General features: G+C 72.4%; 13 protein-coding genes. All 13 read right to left on the bottom strand.

From position 1 onward, the window contains the following. Positions 1–406: 406 nt before the first annotated feature. The 13 genes from ACIQRL_RS07915 to ACIQRL_RS07975 all read right to left on the bottom strand — a co-directional run bounded on the left by ACIQRL_RS07915 (position 407) and on the right by ACIQRL_RS07975 (position 15706). The gene (locus ACIQRL_RS07915) at positions 407–1507 is read right to left on the bottom strand and encodes an alpha/beta hydrolase family protein (RefSeq protein WP_401328581.1); all 1101 of its coding nucleotides are present in this window, start codon (positions 1505–1507) and stop codon (positions 407–409) included. Between the two features lie 303 nt (positions 1508–1810). Beyond that, the gene (gene kynU, locus ACIQRL_RS07920) at positions 1811–3025 is read right to left on the bottom strand and encodes a kynureninase (RefSeq protein WP_401328583.1); all 1215 of its coding nucleotides are present in this window, start codon (positions 3023–3025) and stop codon (positions 1811–1813) included. After that, positions 3018–3863 (bottom strand): tryptophan 2,3-dioxygenase family protein, encoded by an 846-nt coding sequence (locus ACIQRL_RS07925; RefSeq protein WP_401328585.1) that lies wholly within the window; start codon positions 3861–3863, stop codon positions 3018–3020. The genes kynU and ACIQRL_RS07925 overlap by 8 nt, the downstream gene beginning before the upstream one ends. 238 nt (positions 3864–4101) lie before the next feature. Then, entirely contained in the window at positions 4102–4515 is a 414-nt protein-coding gene (locus ACIQRL_RS07930; RefSeq protein WP_401328587.1) for a DUF3151 domain-containing protein, read from the bottom strand. A 664-nt stretch (positions 4516–5179) separates the two neighbouring features. Beyond that, positions 5180–6781 (bottom strand): MFS transporter, encoded by a 1602-nt coding sequence (locus ACIQRL_RS07935; protein ID WP_401328590.1) that lies wholly within the window; start codon positions 6779–6781, stop codon positions 5180–5182. Positions 6782–6922: 141 nt separating this feature from the next. After that, positions 6923–7945, bottom strand: a complete 1023-nt coding sequence (fbaA, locus tag ACIQRL_RS07940) for a class II fructose-bisphosphate aldolase (protein WP_401328593.1) — start codon at positions 7943–7945, stop codon at positions 6923–6925. A gap of 185 nt (positions 7946–8130) precedes the next feature. Further along, positions 8131–8679, bottom strand: coding sequence for an orotate phosphoribosyltransferase (gene pyrE / locus ACIQRL_RS07945; protein WP_389090039.1), 549 nt, complete (start codon positions 8677–8679; stop codon positions 8131–8133). 10 nt (positions 8680–8689) lie between these two features. Beyond that, positions 8690–9484 (bottom strand): aldose 1-epimerase, encoded by a 795-nt coding sequence (locus tag ACIQRL_RS07950; RefSeq protein WP_401328595.1) that lies wholly within the window; start codon positions 9482–9484, stop codon positions 8690–8692. A 200-nt stretch (positions 9485–9684) separates the two neighbouring features. Further along, positions 9685–11151, bottom strand: a complete 1467-nt coding sequence (locus tag ACIQRL_RS07955) for a hypothetical protein (RefSeq protein ID WP_401328597.1) — start codon at positions 11149–11151, stop codon at positions 9685–9687. A gap of 67 nt (positions 11152–11218) precedes the next feature. Next, positions 11219–12970, bottom strand: a complete 1752-nt coding sequence (locus ACIQRL_RS07960) for a polyamine aminopropyltransferase (RefSeq protein WP_401328599.1) — start codon at positions 12968–12970, stop codon at positions 11219–11221. A gap of 334 nt (positions 12971–13304) precedes the next feature. After that, the gene (locus ACIQRL_RS07965; RefSeq protein WP_401328601.1) at positions 13305–13835 is read right to left on the bottom strand and encodes a DUF2617 family protein; all 531 of its coding nucleotides are present in this window, start codon (positions 13833–13835) and stop codon (positions 13305–13307) included. A gap of 853 nt (positions 13836–14688) precedes the next feature. After that, positions 14689–15087 (bottom strand): hypothetical protein, encoded by a 399-nt coding sequence (locus tag ACIQRL_RS07970; protein WP_401328603.1) that lies wholly within the window; start codon positions 15085–15087, stop codon positions 14689–14691. A gap of 46 nt (positions 15088–15133) precedes the next feature. Then, positions 15134–15706, bottom strand: coding sequence for a hypothetical protein (locus tag ACIQRL_RS07975; protein WP_401328605.1), 573 nt, complete (start codon positions 15704–15706; stop codon positions 15134–15136). Positions 15707–15862: the final 156 nt, after the last annotated feature.

A 15862-nucleotide genomic window follows, 5' to 3' on the forward strand; every position in this document is an offset into this window, starting at 1 on the left:
GAGCGAGGACTTTCGGTCTCCGTGGGGGGCGTGCTCGGCGTGTCGCGTGGCGGGGGCGCGAGGGCGTCCTCTCTCCCTCCGGCGGTCGGCTTCGGCCAGAAATCCATCGTGTCCGTCCCTCCCCGTCCGCCCGTTCATCGGGCGTCACTGGAAGGGAAATTACGGATCGTCGCCTGTCGTCCGCGTCCCGCTGCGGACCTCATCTGGGAGGTAGCTCTCAGGTACTACGGGTATGACCGGGGTTCGGACGTAGGGGGTCAACCCCCTTGACCAACAAGGCTTTTGAAGGATCTCCGAGCGCTCCCAGTCCTCCAGGTGAGCCACCGGGCTGCCAGGCCAGTTGCCGGGCCAGTGCCGGGGCCAGTTGCCAGGCCAGTTGCCGGTCCACCGAGTGTCCGCCGGCCGGCTACCAGGCCAGTTGGGCGATCTCCTCCACGACCACGGCACAGGCGTCGGCGGCCGGGTCGATCAGGGGGAAGTGGCCGACGTCCTCCAGAAGCGTCAGACCGACCACCTCGCCGGCCTTCGCCGCCGCGTCCGCGTACGACTCGGCGACCGCCTGGGGAACGACGATGTCGGTACGACCCTGGACGAGCGTGGTGGCGATGCCGGTGGGGAGCAGCCGCACCGGGTCGGCGTACGGCAGACGTTCCGAGAACGTGGCTTCTCCACCCAGGAGTTGACGCGACGCCCCGCCGCAGACACCGAGCTCCTCCGCGACCTGGAAGTCCGCGATCGGGGCGAGGGCGACGACGCCACGCAGGGGTGCGGGGCGGTCTATGTGCCAGGGCGCGTCGGCGGGCAGCAGGTGGCGGGCCGCGGCCCACAGGGCCAGATGACCGCCCGCCGAGTGGCCGGTGATCACCATGCGCCCGGGGTCGGCCTGCGGGAGCGCCCGGCGTACGAGCGCGGGCAGCGCGTCGAGCGCGGCCGCCACGTCGTCGAAGGTGTCGGGCCAGCGACCGGCGACCGGAGCACCGGTGTCGGTGCCACCAGTTCCCTCCCCGTCGCCGGATCCGGCGGTCGCGGAAGTGGCCGTGCTCTCCGGTCCGGGGGTCGTGGGACCGGCCTGTGCGGGGATCGCGGGCCCGCCCGGAGCGGGTGTCGCCTCGCCGCGGCGGTACTCGACGTTCGCCACGGCGAATCCGTGGCGGGTCAGGAAGTCGGCGAACGGGGTGATGTGGCGGCGGTCGTACGGGGCACGCCAGGCGCCGCCGTGCAGAACGACCACGAGAGGGGTGAGGACCGCCGGGTCGGGGTCGCGCGGGGCATAGAAGTCGATCACCTGGTCGGGGTGGGCGCCGTACGACACGGTGACGTCGGGGTCCACGGTCGGGTGCGAGAAGGCGGACGCCTCCTCGGCGGCGTCGCGCGCGACGGCGGCCTCGCGCGCGGTGGCCGCGTCGCGCGCGGTGGCCGCGTCGCGCTGTGCACCGTCGTGCTGCGCGCCCACGCGGTGCTGTGGAGCGGCGTCGTCGCCGTCCCGGGATGCGGCGTCGTCCTGCATGCTCCAACCTCTCAGCGGTGAAACGGATGTGGCCCCGGACATCCGGGGCCACCGGGGGACCCCGGCGACCGCCGGGCGGCCCAGGTGTCCGGCGGCGCCGGGCGGGGGCAGGAGGAGTTTCGCCCCTCCGCCCCTACCCTCCCCCGAAGGCTCGGCCTCCCTCGACCCGGGACCCCATCATCCCTGGGGCTCCGCCCCGACCCCGCTCCTCAAACGCCGAACGCCGAACGCCGGAGCGCCGGAGGGGCCGAGCGGCTGGACTCCGCTCCTGGAGCCCGAGGGCACCTGATGGTCGCGCCTTTGCTAGTCCAGTACCCCGGCCAGTACCCGCGCCGCCCTCTCCGTGTCGGCGAAGCCGACGTACAGGGGGGTGAAGCCGAAGCGGAGGATGTCCGGGTGGCGGAAGTCGCCTACGACGCCCTGGTCGATCAGGCGCTTCATCACGGCGCCCGCGTCCGCGCAGCGCAGGGCCACCTGGCTGCCCCGTTCCGCGTGGGCGGAGGGGGTCACGGACTCGACCCGGCCCTCGGGGACGTACGCGGAGACGCACTCCAGGAAGAAGTCGGTCAGGGCGAGCGACTTGGCGCGGACGCTGTCGATCGAGACGCCGTCCCACACCTCCAGCGCGGCTTCCAGGGCCAGCATCGACAGGATGTCCGGCGTGCCGACCCGTCCGCGGAGCGCGCCCGGCGCGGGTGCGTACGACGCGCTCATGCCGAAGGGCTCCGCGTGCGAGTTCCAGCCGGGGAGCGGGGAGTCGAAGCGGTCCTGAAGGCCGGAGCGGATGTAGAGGTACGCCGGCGAACCCGGGCCGCCGTTCAGGTACTTGTAGGTGCAGCCGACCGCCAGGTCCACGCCGTTCTCGTCCAGTCCGACCGGCAGGGCGCCCGCGGAGTGGCACAGGTCCCACACCGAAATGGCACCCGCCGCACGGATCGCGGACGTCAGGGACGGGAGGTCGAAGCGCCGGCCCGTGCGGTAGTCGACGTGGTTGAGCAGCACCGCCGCCGTACGGGAGTTGAGCGCCGAGGGCACCTCGTCGGGGTCGACCGGACGCAGTTCGCAGCCCGTCATCCGGGCCGCGGACTCCGCGATGTACCCGTCCGTCGGGAACGTCGTCGCGTCGACGAGGATCTCGTCGCGCCCCTCGCCCGCCAGCCGTACGGCACCCACCAGCGCCTTGAACACGTTCACGCTGGTCGAGTCGCCGACCACGATCTGTCCGGCCGCCGCGCCGACCAGCGGGGCGATCCGGTCACCGATCCGCTCGGGCGCGGTCCACCAGCCGCTCTCCTCCCAGGAGCGGATGCGGAGTTCGCCCCACTGCCTGCGGACGACGTCCTCGACCCGGCCGGGGACCCCGGCCGACAGCGCGCCGAGCGAGTTCCCGTCCAGGTACACCACGTCGTCGAGCACGAACTGCCCGCGCACCCCGGCGAGTTCGTCCGCCGCGTCCAGTTCCGCCGCCCGCGCGCCCAGCGCGGACTCAAGGGCTCGCTCAGACAGTCGCTCAGACATGGGACCTCGCTGTCCACAGCTCGGGGAACACGTTCTTCTGCGCGCGCTTCTCCAGCCAGGCGACCCCGGCGGAGCCACCCGTGCCGGTCTTCGAGCCCATCGCCCGCCGGGTGGCGACGAGATGGTCGTTGCGCCATCGCCACACCAGCTCGGCGACATCGGTCAGCGCCTCGCCGAGACGCGCGAGCTCGTCGCTGTCGTCACCGGCGTACAGGGCCGCCCAAGCGGCCTCCACCTCGGGCGCGGGCTCGTAGCGCTTCGACACGTCACGCTCCAGCACGGAGGCCGGGATCGCGTGCCCGCGCCGGGCGAGCAGCCGCAGCACCTCGTCGTACAGGCTCGGCTCGTGCAGCGCCTTCTCCAGCTCGGCGTACACCCGCGCCGCGCCCCGGTGCGGGACGAGCATGGACGCGGACTTCTCGCCGAGCAGGAACTCCATGCGCCGGTACATCGCCGACTGGAAGCCGGAACCCTCGCCGAGGGCCGAACGGTAGGAGTTGAACTGGGCGGGGGTGAGCTGGCCGAGCGGACGCCAGGACGCGTTGAGCGCCTCCAGCTCCCGTACGGACCGCTTCAGGGCGGCCACCGCGACGGGGACGTCGTCGGCGCGCAGGGCCTTGGCCGCCGTCTCCCACTCGTGGACGATGACCGTGAACCACAGCTCCATGACCTGGGTCGTCACGAGGAAGACCATCTCTCCGGGGTCGTCGGAGAGGGTGTGCTGGAGGTGGGTGAGCACGTCCGCCTGTACGTAGTCCTCGTACGGCGTCGTGCCCTGGAAGTCGAGATGCGGAGTCTCGGGCTCCTGAGCCTGCGTGGGCTGAGCCTGGTGGGACATCGCTGTCTCCTGCGTTGTGCTCCGGGTAGCGGTCCGCCCCTGCCGTTACCGACACGGGGGCCCCGGTCCCCACCGGGCATCCTCCACAATCGTCCCCCGAAACCGCAAGGTCCGCCTGATCACACCAGGCGGACCCGCGTCACGGCCCCCAAAGGAGCCGGTCCGGAGCCGGTCCGGAGCCGGTCCGGAACAGGCCCGGGGCCGCGGCCCGGCGACCGGAGGGAAACCGGTCCCGGGACTAGCCCAGGGTCTGGGCCGCCGTCGGCGAGGAGTCCTTCAGGAACTGGCTGCAGCGCTCGTACTCCTCCTGCTCGCCGATCGCCTGCGCGGCGCGGGCGAGGGCGTGCAGGGCGCGCAGGAAGCCGCGGTTCGGCTCGTGCTCCCAGGGCACCGGTCCGTGTCCCTTCCAGCCGCTGCGCCGCAGGGCGTCGAGGCCACGGTGGTAGCCCGTACGGGCGTAGGCGTACGACTCGACGACACCGCCGCGCTCGAACGCGTCGTCGGCGAGCTGCGCCCAGGCGAGCGAGGAGGTGGGGTACTTGGCGGCGACATCGGCGGGGGCTGTGCCGTTCGCGAGGAGCTCGCGCGGCTCCGGGTCGTCCGGGAGATGGGTCGGGAGCGGTCCCCCGAGGAGGTTCTCGTGAATCGTCATGGGTTCCAGTCTGCTGCATCGTCCGTGATCGGTAACGGTTGCCCACGGCGCTCAGGGAACGATCCGTTCCGCGGTCACGCTGCGATCAGCGCCTGTCGAACGTGTTCACGCCGACGGGGGACCATCATGGCTCTACCGATCGCTGCCCGGATCCGCGGAGGTGGCGCCCTGGCCGCCCCCGCCCTTCTGCTCGCCACGACCGCGTGCGGACCGGGGGACGACACCGCCGCCGGTACCTCCCCCACGTCGGCCACCGCCTCCCCACCCGTGACCGTGACCGCGGCCCCGACCGCCGGCGGCGAGCCCACGACCGCCGCCGCGAAGATCCCCGCCGCAGCCTCCTCCGCCAGCCCCGCCTGCAAGGGCTGGCCCGGCGTCGACATCACGCTGATGCCCGGCACGCGCGTCGCCAAGGGCGGCTCGTACATCAAGGTCCATGAGGGCTCCTGGACCTGCCCGCAGCCCGACGCCCCGGTGTGGCACGGGATCGGCCCACGGCACGAGATACGGCTCTCCGCGACGGCGCGGCTCTGCGTGAACGAACCGTTCTACGACACCGACGTGAACAAGCCGATCGACGGCCACACCTTTCCCGCCGAGGCCGACGCCTCGGCCCGTGCGAGCCGGATGTACTTCGCCTACCGGATCGACGCCTCCGGCACGATCATGAAGCTGGACCAGCGCTGGAAGGCCCAGCACCAGGGGAGCCTGGGGAGCCCGGGGCCCCGAGGGCGCCCCGGGATCGCTCCGGCTCCAGCGGCGGGGCCGTCAGTGAGCCGTGGGTATGGCACTCGGGGCGGAGGCAGCCGGGCGACGGGCGGCGTACGGTCGTGAAGGCCAGCACCGCGCCGACCACCAGCACACCCGCGCACAGCGGCATCGCCCGCCGGAAGGCCGCGTCGAAGGCCTCCGCCGAGCGGTACGCCTCCTCTCCCATCCCGGTGAGCAGCGGCAGCGCGGCCACCGCGAGCAGCCCGGCCACGCGGGCCGCCGCGTTGTTGATCCCGCTGGCCAGGCCCGCCCGCCCGACGTCCACGGAGGCCAGGACGGTCGCGGTCAGCGGCGCGACCAGGGTCACCATGCCGAGGCCCATCACCAGCAGCGCGGGCAATACGTCGGCCACGTACGACGCGTTCACGCCGACTCGCAGCATCAGCAGCATGGCCGCCGCGCACAGCAGCGGTCCGACCGTCAGCGGGATGCGCGGGCCGATGCGCTGGGAGATCTCGCCGGAGCGGGCGGAGAAGAGCAGCATCAGGACCGTGGTCGGCAGCAGGGCCGTACCGGCCTGGAGCGCGGAGTAGCCCGCCACGACCTGGAGCTGGAGCGCGGTCAGGAAGAAGAAGCCGCCGAAGGCCGCGTAGACGCACAGGGTCACCAGGTTGACGGCGGTGAACTGGCGCGAGGCGAAGATGTCCAGCGGCATCATCGGATCGGGCCGCCGCTTCTCGACGTACACGAACGCCACCCCCGCCGCCACGCCTCCGACCGCCGCCACCCACACGAGCGGGGAACCGCTCGTGGCCTCGATCAGGGCGTACGTCACCAGGGCGAGGGAGAGCGCGCCGAGGACGGCGCCGAGGACGTCGAAGCCGCGATGGGGCTTGTCTCCCCCGCTCTCGGCTCCGGTGGCGCGGGAGGTGCCGCCGGCCGACTCCGGAACGTGCAGCAGGGCGATCGGGGCACACACCAGCGCCACGGGGATGTTCAGCAGGAAGACCCAGCGCCAGCCGGGCCCGTCCACCAGCCAGCCGCCCAGGAACGGACCGACGGCCGCCCCGACACCCCCGAAGCCCGACCACAGGCCGATGGCACGGGCCCGGTCGTCCGGGTGGAAGGAGGCCTGGATGATCGCCAGCGAGCCGGGGGTGAGCAGCGCCCCGCCGACGCCCTGGAGGACACGGGCGGCGATGAGCACCTCCACGTTGGGCGCGAGCCCGCACAGCAGCGAGGCGGACGCGAACCACACCACGCCGATGACGAAGACCTTCCGGCGCCCGAAGCGGTCACCGAGGGAGCCGCCGAGCAGGATCAGTCCGGCCAGCGACAGCATGTAGCCGTTCACGGTCCACTGGAGGGCGGCGAGGCTCGCGTTCAGGTCGCGGCCGATGGTCGGCAGAGCCACATTGACGACCGTCGAGTCCAGCAGGGCCATGCTGGAGCCGAGGACGGTGGTCAGCAGGATCCACTTCCCGGTCCGGGAGGCGATCCGGACCGCGGGGCCGCCGTCCGATACGTCCGATGCGTCCCGCTCAGGAACAGCCATACCTCGGAGCATACGGAAGGGCCCGGCACCTTGGCAGGTGCCGGGCCCTCGCGCGGTACCGACTCTTGGAGAGCGCTACTGACTCTTGGAGAGCGCTACTGACTCTTGGAGAGCGCTACTGACTCTTGAGGGCGGTAGGGACTACTTGAGGCGGGTGCCCGTGGAGCGCAGGGCGGCGCAGGCCTCGGTCACACGCGCGGCCATGCCGGCCTCGGCGAGCTTGCCCCAGGTGCGCGGGTCGTACTTCGACTTGGTGCCGACCTCGCCGTCGACCTTCAGGACACCGTCGTAGTTGCGGAACATGTGGTCCACGACCGGACGGGTGAAGGCGTACTGGGTGTCGGTGTCGAGGTTCATCTTCACGACGCCGTTCTCCAGCGCGGTGGCGATCTCCTCGGCCGTGGAGCCGGAGCCGCCGTGGAAGACGAAGTCGAACGGGCTCGCCTTGCCGTACTTGGCGGCGACACCCTCCTGGAGGTCCTTGAGGAGCTCGGGGCGCAGGACGACGTTGCCCGGCTTGTACACACCGTGCACGTTGCCGAACGAGGCGGCGAGCAGGTAGCGACCCTTGTCGCCCAGGCCGAGGGCCTCGGCGGTGCGCAGGGCGTCGTCGACGGTCGTGTACAGCTCGTCGTTGATCTCGTGGCTGACGCCGTCCTCCTCGCCACCGGTCGGGGTGATCTCGACCTCAAGGATGATCTTCGCGGCGACGGCCTTCGCGAGCAGCTCCTGGCCGATGGCCAGGTTGTCGGCGAGGGTCTCGGCGGAACCGTCCCACATGTGGGACTGGAACAGCGGGTTCTCACCCTTGGCGACGCGCGCGGCGGAGATGTCGATCAGCGGGCGGACGTAGCCGTCCAGCTTGTCCTTGGGACAGTGGTCCGTGTGCAGCGCGACCGTGATGTCGTACTTCGCGGCGACGATGTGCGCGAACTCGGCGAGCGCGACGGCGCCCGTCACCATGTCCTTCTTGTGCTGACCGCCGAGGAACTCCGCACCACCGGTGGAGATCTGGATGATGCCGTCGCTCTCGGCCTCCGCGAAGCCGCGCAGCGCAGCGTGCAGGGTCTGGGACGAGGTCACGTTGATGGCCGGGTAGGCGAACTTGCCTGCCTTCGCCCGGTCGAGCATCTCGTTGTAGACCTCGGGGGTTGCGATGGGCATCTGTCCGCTCCTTGTATGTGCGGGTCTGCGTACTGCTGCTGCGGTACGACGGGACTGGTGCTTATGGCCCTGACCTAGGGGGGCGACGTCATCGTCGGCCCCATCTTTCCAGACATCGCCGGATGCTCCAGACCCCCATCCGACATGCGGGACCCTGCCGTCGGCGGGGCCCCGCGGGAGCTTCGTCAGTCGAGCCCCAACTCGCCCTTGGAGTAGGCGAAGAGGTACGGAACACCGGCGCCGGCCTCGATCTTCTCGGCGGCACCGGTCGCGCGGTCGACGATCGTGGCGACGCCGACGACCTCGGCTCCGGCCTCCCTGACGGCCTGGACGGCCTCCAGCGGGGAGCCGCCCGTGGTCGAGGTGTCCTCGACCACGAGGACGCGCCGGCCCTTGATCTCCGGGCCCTCGACACGGCGCTGCAGGCCGTGCGCCTTGGCGGCCTTGCGGACGACGAAGGCGTCCAGCTTGCGCCCGCTCGCGGCGGCGGCGTGCAGCATGGCCCCGGCGACCGGGTCGGCGCCCATGGTCAGCCCGCCGACCGCGTCGAACTCCAGGTCGGCGGTCAGGTCGAGGAGGACCTGTCCGACGAGCGGGGCGGCCTCGCCGTCCAGGGTGATCCGGCGCAGGTCCACGTAGTAGTCGGCCTCAAGACCCGAGGAGAGGGTCACCTTGCCGTGCACCACGGCCTTGTCCTTGATCTGCTGCAGCAGCGCTCCGCGTACATCACTCATGGGCGCCAGCTTAGAGGCGCCGCCAGCTCCAGGTCGTGGCGGCTTCGAGGGGTTCGATGGGTGTGACCAGGCGGGGGTGGGTATTGAGCCCGTTCGGCGGACCGGTCTGCGGCTCCACGCACACGGCCGCCTCCTGCTCGTCGTACACGACGACCCACTGCTCGCGGCTGCCGATCTTCAGCTCCAGCCGCCCCGGCCAGGTGAGCGTGACGTCGACGCCGTCCGGCATGCCGAAGCAGTCGTCCCAGGGGCCGGGCTTCGGGTCGACGCGGCGGCCGGTGGGCAGGTGGTCGTCGCCGCGCTCCTCCTGCCAGCCGGGCCGGAAGTCGACGAGGACGTCCTCACCGCCGTCACCCAGGTTCCTGTTGAACCAGGGGTGCCAGCCGATCTGGGCCGGGAACGAGTCCCCGTACGTCTCCACGGCCATGGTGATCGTCAGGGCCTCCTCGGTGAGGGTGAAGGCCTGGGTGACACGGGCGGGATGCGGCCAGGGGTCCACCAGGGCGTACGTGATCACGGCCTCGCCGGTGGTGACACGGGCCGTGGTCCAGGCGCCGTCGCGGGCGGTGCCGTGGATGGCGTTCGGCGGGGAGTTGAGCGGCATCTGGCGGACGGCGGCGCCGTCGAGGAACCGGCCGTCACGGATCCGCCCGCACCACGGGACCATCGGGAAGCACCCGAACTTCGCGCCCTGCCGCAGCAGTTCGACGCCGCCGACCCGCAGACTCCCGACCCGTCCGCCGTTCCCCGGCGCCACGGTCACCTCCGCGTCACCCGCGGTCAGCGTGATGTCTTCGTTACTCACGGAGTCGACCCTACTGGGGCGGGAGCGCCGTGCGGTCTCCCGCCCTCCCCACTCCCCGACGGCGCTCGCGCCCCGTTCACTCCCTCAACGGCGCCGGCGCCGTGCTCACTCCGTCAACGACGCTGGCGCAGTCCCCACCCCGTCAACGGCAATGGCGCAGTACCCACCCCGTCAACGACGCTGGCGCAGCGCCCACCCCGTCAACGGCGCTTGCGCAGCGCCCGGGTCACGACGATCGCCGAGGCCAGCGCCAGGGCCGCCGCGGGGGCCGCCCAGCGGAGGGTGGCACGGGCGGCGGTGGCCTCCGGGGGCGGGACGGGGGCGTAGCGGCCACGCGGAGGAGCGTGGTCCACCTCCTCCGCGCTGCGCCCGATCATCGTCCGCCGCGCATGCGCCGCCTCCGCCATCGCGTCCGCCCGCCCCGGGCCCGCGACCTCAGCCGCGAAGTCCTCCCGGTCGAACTCGTCGTCCCCGGCCAACGGATCGAACGCGGAGGCCGGCTCGTCCGCCTCGAAGAACGAGGACGCCTCGACTCCGGCCCCCGCACCGGGGCCACGGCCACTTCCGGGCTCGGTTCCGGGCTCGTGTTCGGTTCCGGGCTCCGTCTCGGGTTCGGGCTCCGTCTCGGGTTCGGCTTCAACGTCGGCTTCCGCGTCGGTCTCGGCTCCGGTGTCGGCTTTGGTCTCGGCTCCGGGTCCGGGTCCGGGTCCGGCCTCGGCTTCCGGTCCGGCTTCAGCCTCGGGTCCCGGTCCAGCCTCGGTCTCGGGCCCAGCTCCGGTTACGTGCTCTGGTTCGGACTTGGCTCCGTGTCCGGGCTCGGTGCCGGTTTCCGGCTCGGACCCGGGTTCCAAGGCGGGGTCGGGGTGGAGGTCGGTCGTGGGCTCGGACTCGTGCGCGGAGCCGACGCCGTTCGCGGAGCCGGCCCCGGACGGGGTCCCGGGTTCCGGCTCGGGCGTCATGGGCGCGGCGTCCGGTTCGACGCGGGACCCGGGTTCGGTTGCCGGCCCGGACGCGAAGTCGGACACGCCCGCGGACGCGGAACCGGGCCCGGCCGCGGAATCGGCCCGGGACGCGAGGTCCGTCGTCAGGGCTTCTCCGAAGCGGGTCAGCAGGCGCGACCCGGCTGCGGACACCGCGTCGTGCGGGAGTTCGGCCACCCGGCCGTCGCCGGAGGCCGTGCCGCCGAACACGAGGGTCGTACCGCCGTCGGCGGGGAGCAGCCGCAGGGTCAGCGCCAGTTTCACGGCGCCCCCGCCGCGTACCTCCGAGGCGTCGCCCTCGACGGCGTACGAGCCGTCGTCCTGGGCGGTGACGCGGAACGCGCCGCGATAGGTGATCGTGTGACCGGCGACGCGGACCTTCAGCCGCCCGGCGAGACGCGCGGCCCCCACCTCCCGCTCGCGCCCGGCGCGGGAGGACGGCTCAGCGGCGTCCTGCCCCGTCCCGGAGACGGGCGACTCGGTCCCGGAGACGGGCGACTCGGTCCCGGAATCAGGCGACTCGGTCCCGGAGACGGGCGGCGAGCCCGCGTCCGCGTCCGCCGCGCTGTCGGAGACGGCCGACGCGTCCTGCTGGAGACCCGGGATCGCGCGGGCGACCCGGACGGGATCGGCCAGCGCCTCCCTCAGCCGCCCGGCCGGAAACGGAACGAACACCTCATGCTCCATGTCAGCCGAGCCTACCCAGCACGCCCCGCACCGCACCCGCGTATCCCGGGATTCCCGTGCCGCCGCCTCAATCGGTGTACCGCGGATGCACCAGCGTGGAGGGCGGGAGGGGGTGCTGGAAGCGGCTGCGGGAGGCGGCGCGCGCGTCCGCCGTCAGGGCTGCCTGGGTGAGGGTGCGCAGCCGTGGGCAGGAGGAGTCCAGACGTAGGGGCGCGGGCGTGCGGGAGGCGAGGATGAAACCCCAGTCGCCCGCGAAGCCCGGTGCACCCGCGGAGCCCGCGGCACCGGCGGAGCCCGCAGCGCCCCTGGCACCCGCGGCACCCGTAGGACCCGTGGCACCTCCGGCGATACGACCGGGACCGCCCGCGAAGCCGGAGTCCCGGCCGCCGACACGGTAGGGCCTGGTGAACAGACCGGCCGCGCGCAGGGTCGCGTCGACCGTCCAGAAGGCCCGGTGCCGGTCGGCCAGCGGCCCCGCGTGGACCACGAGGCGCCCGCCGGGGGCGAGCACCCGGAGCGCGAGGCCGTAGAACTCCTGCGAGTACAGCTTGGTGCTCGCGGTGATGCCCGGATCGGGCAGGTCCGAGATGACGACGTCGTACGTCGACCGGACACCGCGCGGCCGGGCGTCGCGCAGCCGGTCCTCGCGCAGCCGGCTGAAGACGTCCGCCGTCACCTCGTGCACCCGGGGGTCGTCGTACACGTGATGGTTGAGGGCGGACAGCGCGGCGTCGTGGCGTGCCAGCCGGACCACGTCCGCGTCGGGTTCGACGATGTCGACGCGGTGTAACCCGGAGTGGCGCAGCACCTCGGCGGCGGCGAGTCCGTCGCCGCCGCCGAGGATGAGCACGCGGGCGTGCGGACCGTTCATCGCGGGGTGGACGAGCGCCTCGTGGTAGCGGTGTTCGTCGCGGCCGCTGAACCGCAGGCGGCCGTCGAGGAAGAGGTGGAGCGGACGGCCGCGGGTGCCGCCGGTGAGGACGACCTCCTGGACGCCGGTGCGGAGCGCGACCCGCACGTCCGCCCCGTACAGGGCGTGCCGCGCGGCCCGTTCGAAGTCGCCGACCAGCACCGCGGCCGAGGCGAGGAGGCCGAGGACGACGAGGTTCGCGACGACCAGGGTCCAGCGCGCCCGGCGGGTCAAGTCTCCACGGAACAGGCCGAGTACGAGGGCTCCGCCGGCGACCGCGTTCACCGTTCCGGTCAGCAGCGCGCCCGTGAGCTGGCCGAGCTCGGGCAGCAGCAGGAACGGGAAGGCGAGGCCACCGACGAGGGCGCCCACGTAGTCCGCCGCGAACAGGTCCGCGACCGCGCCGCCGGGGTCCTGACGGCGGATGCGCTGTATCAGCTCCATCAGGAGGGGGACCTCGGCGCCGATGAGCAGACCGATGGTGAGCGAGAAGGCCACCAGCAGACAGCGGGGCCCGTCCGCCCACAGGCCGCCCCACGCCCCGGTCCAGGCGAACACCGCGTACAGGCCCATCGCGCTGCATCCGCCGACCAGGGCGAGCGCCGCCTCGACGGCGCCGAAGCCGGCCGCGGCGCGCGGGCGCAGCCGTTTCGCGGCGAGGGAGCCGACGCCCATGGCGAAGACCATGACGGAGAGCACGACGGATGCCTGGGTTACCGAGTCGCCGATCAAGTACGAGGCGAGGGCGACGAGTTCGAGTTCGTACACGAGTCCGCACGCCGCGCAGACGAACACCCCGGCCAGGACGAGGAACCTGCCGATGCCCGGACGGACGGGCAGCCGCGCCTGGCCCTGGACGACCCAGGGCGGCGGCGCGCCGGGAGGAGCTGGCGCGTGCGGTTCGATCACGTCGTGAACGCTACGTCACGTCGCCACTACGTCTCGTCACCCACACGTGTGGAAACTATTGCTCTTCCTGGCGCACGGAGTTGACCTGGGCATCTTCCCGGCGCACCCGCACGCGAACCCCGTGTCCGCGACCAGCGGGTCGCGCCGCACGTACGCGCCCCTCGCACGACGCCGGGCGTGGGCCACGGGAAGCGGGTCACGGGAAGCGGGTCACCGGACGGGAGCCACGGGTCGCGAGAGGGGAGACAGGAGACGACAGACGGGAGACAGCAGACCGCAGACGTTCAGACGGCAGACGCCGAACGCCGGACGCCGGACGCCGGACGGCAGAGCCTCAGACGGCGGACGCGCTGAGGGCGTCCGTCCGTACGCCGACCCGCGTACGCGTCGCGACCAACTGGCCGTCCTGCGGGTACGCGTGCCACGTACGCCAATGGACCTGGCCCTCGTGACGCTGGGCGAGCATCGCGGTGAACGCGTGCGGGCTGCCGGGGAAGACACCGGCGAGACCCTGCGGATGGTCGGCGACCAGCGCCAGCAACTCCTGGGCGCGGCCCGCGAAGGAGCCGGGGGACAGGATCTCGACGCGGGCCGCGAACTCGTACTCCCAGTCGTCGAACCGCTTCGCGACGCCGAGCGGCAGGGGCATGCTGCTGCCGGCGATGCACGCGACGGTCTCCGAGCAACTGCCCCGCTCCTCCTCAAGGAGTACCTGGTGGGATGCGCCGAGCAGTCTCAACTGGAGTTTCGCCCCGGCCAGTTCGAGGTCGAGGGTGGCGAGGGCCGGCAGCGGTTCGCGGCCCAGGGTCCAGGCGAGATCGGCCGCGCGCGTGTCGGTGTACGAGGTTTTCAGGGTCGTGAGCATGGGTCGGCTCCGCTAGCACGCAAAGGTGAGGTGGGGTTCCGGCGCACCCGGTCAACACCGGGGGAACGGCCCGGTCAGCCCGGCCGGAAGGGCATCCGAAGGACGCGTCCGATAGGACCATCCGATGGACTTCCGAGGCCTGTCGGCCCAGGGCTGCTTGGTGATGTACCAGGGCTGCTTTGGTGGTTTAGAGGGAATCATGAACTGTGGTGCCGCCACAGCGTTTTTACCCAACTTCGTGCGGTTTCCATCCCCCCGAGGGCTCCACAGCTCAACTGTTCAACAATGGCGTGCGCCCGGCGCACGGACGTGCCCGTCGGCAGTCGTCGGCCGACGGGCACGTCCGTGCGCCGGATGCGTTTCCGGCCGGAGCTCGGCTGCCCCGTGTCAGCTGCCTCCGCCGCATCCGCCCCCGCCGCACGAGGACCCGCCTCCGCAGGACGAGCCTCCGCACGACGAGTGCCCCCCGCAGGAGTGACCCCCGTGGCCTCCACCGTGGTGACCGCCCGACGAGTCGCCGGACGAACCGCAGGACGTGGCGCCGCCCACCCCGCCGGCCCACCAACTCCCGCTGCTGCCATCGCGCCCCCTGGAGCGGCGCCACCCCTTCCTGGCCCCGCCGACGACCTTCATCACCACAACCAGCACAACGACCGCCAGGATGATGCCGATGACCATGGCGTCACCCTCCTTCCGTTCCCCCGAAGCGGCCCCCCGTGGGCCGTGCTTCTCGTTTCCGGTCCTGCGTGACAGGGGGATGCCCTCACGCTCCACGGCCCAAAGCAGAGTTGAGCAACTCCTGAGCATCCAGATATGGGGAGGGCGGCTGACCGTCCGGCCGGAGAGCGCGGGTTCAGTTCTCGCCGATGCGGCGGGCCTTGGCCACAAGCGCCGGGGGCAGCCCAGGGCCCGCGCACGCGTAGTCGATCAGCAGGTCACGGTAGGAGGTGTCGGGGAGCTCAGGAGCCAGGTCGATCAGGGCCCGCAGGTCGTCGGACGAGCCGGACAGGCGCGTGCGATAGGCGGCACCCGCCGCGCGCAGGGAGGCCTCGTGCGGTGCGTGTCGCAGGCCCTGTTCCACGAGGGCCACCGCCGCGGCGAAGTCGCCCTGTCCGGCACGCACGTCGGCGAGGTCCAGGTAGAGGGACCATGTGCCGGCATCCAGAGCCAGCGCCTGTTCGATGCCCGCCGCGGTCTGGTCCAGGTCGCCCATCGCGTGCCAGGTCTTCGCCCGTGCGACGGCGGTCCACATGACCCGATCGACGGCGTCTTGTCCGTGGCCGGCACCCAAGGGGTGATCAGGATGCCGGCGGAACCGGCGGTGCGGCCGGTACGCCGGGCGCCGTCGGCTGTCCCGGGGCGGCCGGCGCCCACGAGGAGACTCCCCAGGTAGGGGGCAGGGCAACCCAGTCGGTGCCGCGGTGTGTCTGCCACCACTGGCCGATGACGTGGAACTTCTCCTCGAAGCGGCGGTCCCGTTGCAGGAACGCGGTGAACGGTGCAGGAAGTCGGGTGCGGCGGCCGTCGGCCTCGTACAGCGCTATGACCCAGCCGCCCGTGACCCGCTCGACGCAGACGTTCTGTACGGACGCCCACGGGATGGTGCGGCGGCGGAGGCGGTGCACCCGGGCGGCCGACGGGGTCAACGTGATCCCGACAGGGGAAACCACCGCCACCACCACCACGATCCACAGGGCAAGGAACCGTATATCGAACAACATCGGCCGCCCGACAGAGGTGACCGCCCACAGGAAGGTGTCCAACCCCAGGACCACGGCCGAGAAGAGCACGGCCGCCACACGCTGCCGGACGGCGAGCCGGAAGCGGATCTCCTCCGGGACCGGGGCCCCGCTCACCTGGGATTCCGCCATGTCCGTCCCGCCTCCCCCGGCCGTACGCGGCCGGTCCGCGCGTGATTGCCCGCGCAGCATGGCAGACGGTCGCGGCACGGCCGGAGGCACCCCGCCGTCCACCGGCCCTGTGGGCGGCTGAAGCCCTTGGCCGAAGGTGAGTTGAGGAGCTCCTGA

Origin of the sequence: Streptomyces sp. NPDC091209 (genome assembly GCF_044757755.1) — a bacterium.
Lineage (GTDB): Bacteria > Actinomycetota > Actinomycetes > Streptomycetales > Streptomycetaceae > Streptomyces.

Coding starts and splice junctions, on each gene's coding strand:
- ACIQRL_RS07935 (WP_401328590.1), bottom strand. CDS start 6,781: ATGGCTGTTCCTGAGCGGGACGCATCGGACGTATCGGACGGCGGCCCC.
- ACIQRL_RS07975 (WP_401328605.1), bottom strand. CDS start 15,706: ATGGCGGAATCCCAGGTGAGCGGGGCCCCGGTCCCGGAGGAGATCCGC.
- pyrE (WP_389090039.1), bottom strand. CDS start 8,679: ATGAGTGATGTACGCGGAGCGCTGCTGCAGCAGATCAAGGACAAGGCC.
- ACIQRL_RS07930 (WP_401328587.1), bottom strand. CDS start 4,515: ATGACGATTCACGAGAACCTCCTCGGGGGACCGCTCCCGACCCATCTC.
- kynU (WP_401328583.1), bottom strand. CDS start 3,025: ATGTCTGAGCGACTGTCTGAGCGAGCCCTTGAGTCCGCGCTGGGCGCG.
- ACIQRL_RS07955 (WP_401328597.1), bottom strand. CDS start 11,151: ATGGAGCATGAGGTGTTCGTTCCGTTTCCGGCCGGGCGGCTGAGGGAG.
- ACIQRL_RS07925 (WP_401328585.1), bottom strand. CDS start 3,863: ATGTCCCACCAGGCTCAGCCCACGCAGGCTCAGGAGCCCGAGACTCCG.
- ACIQRL_RS07965 (WP_401328601.1), bottom strand. CDS start 13,835: ATGCTCACGACCCTGAAAACCTCGTACACCGACACGCGCGCGGCCGAT.
- ACIQRL_RS07970 (WP_401328603.1), bottom strand. CDS start 15,087: ATGTGGACCGCCGTCGCACGGGCGAAGACCTGGCACGCGATGGGCGAC.
- fbaA (WP_401328593.1), bottom strand. CDS start 7,945: ATGCCCATCGCAACCCCCGAGGTCTACAACGAGATGCTCGACCGGGCG.
- ACIQRL_RS07915 (WP_401328581.1), bottom strand. CDS start 1,507: ATGCAGGACGACGCCGCATCCCGGGACGGCGACGACGCCGCTCCACAG.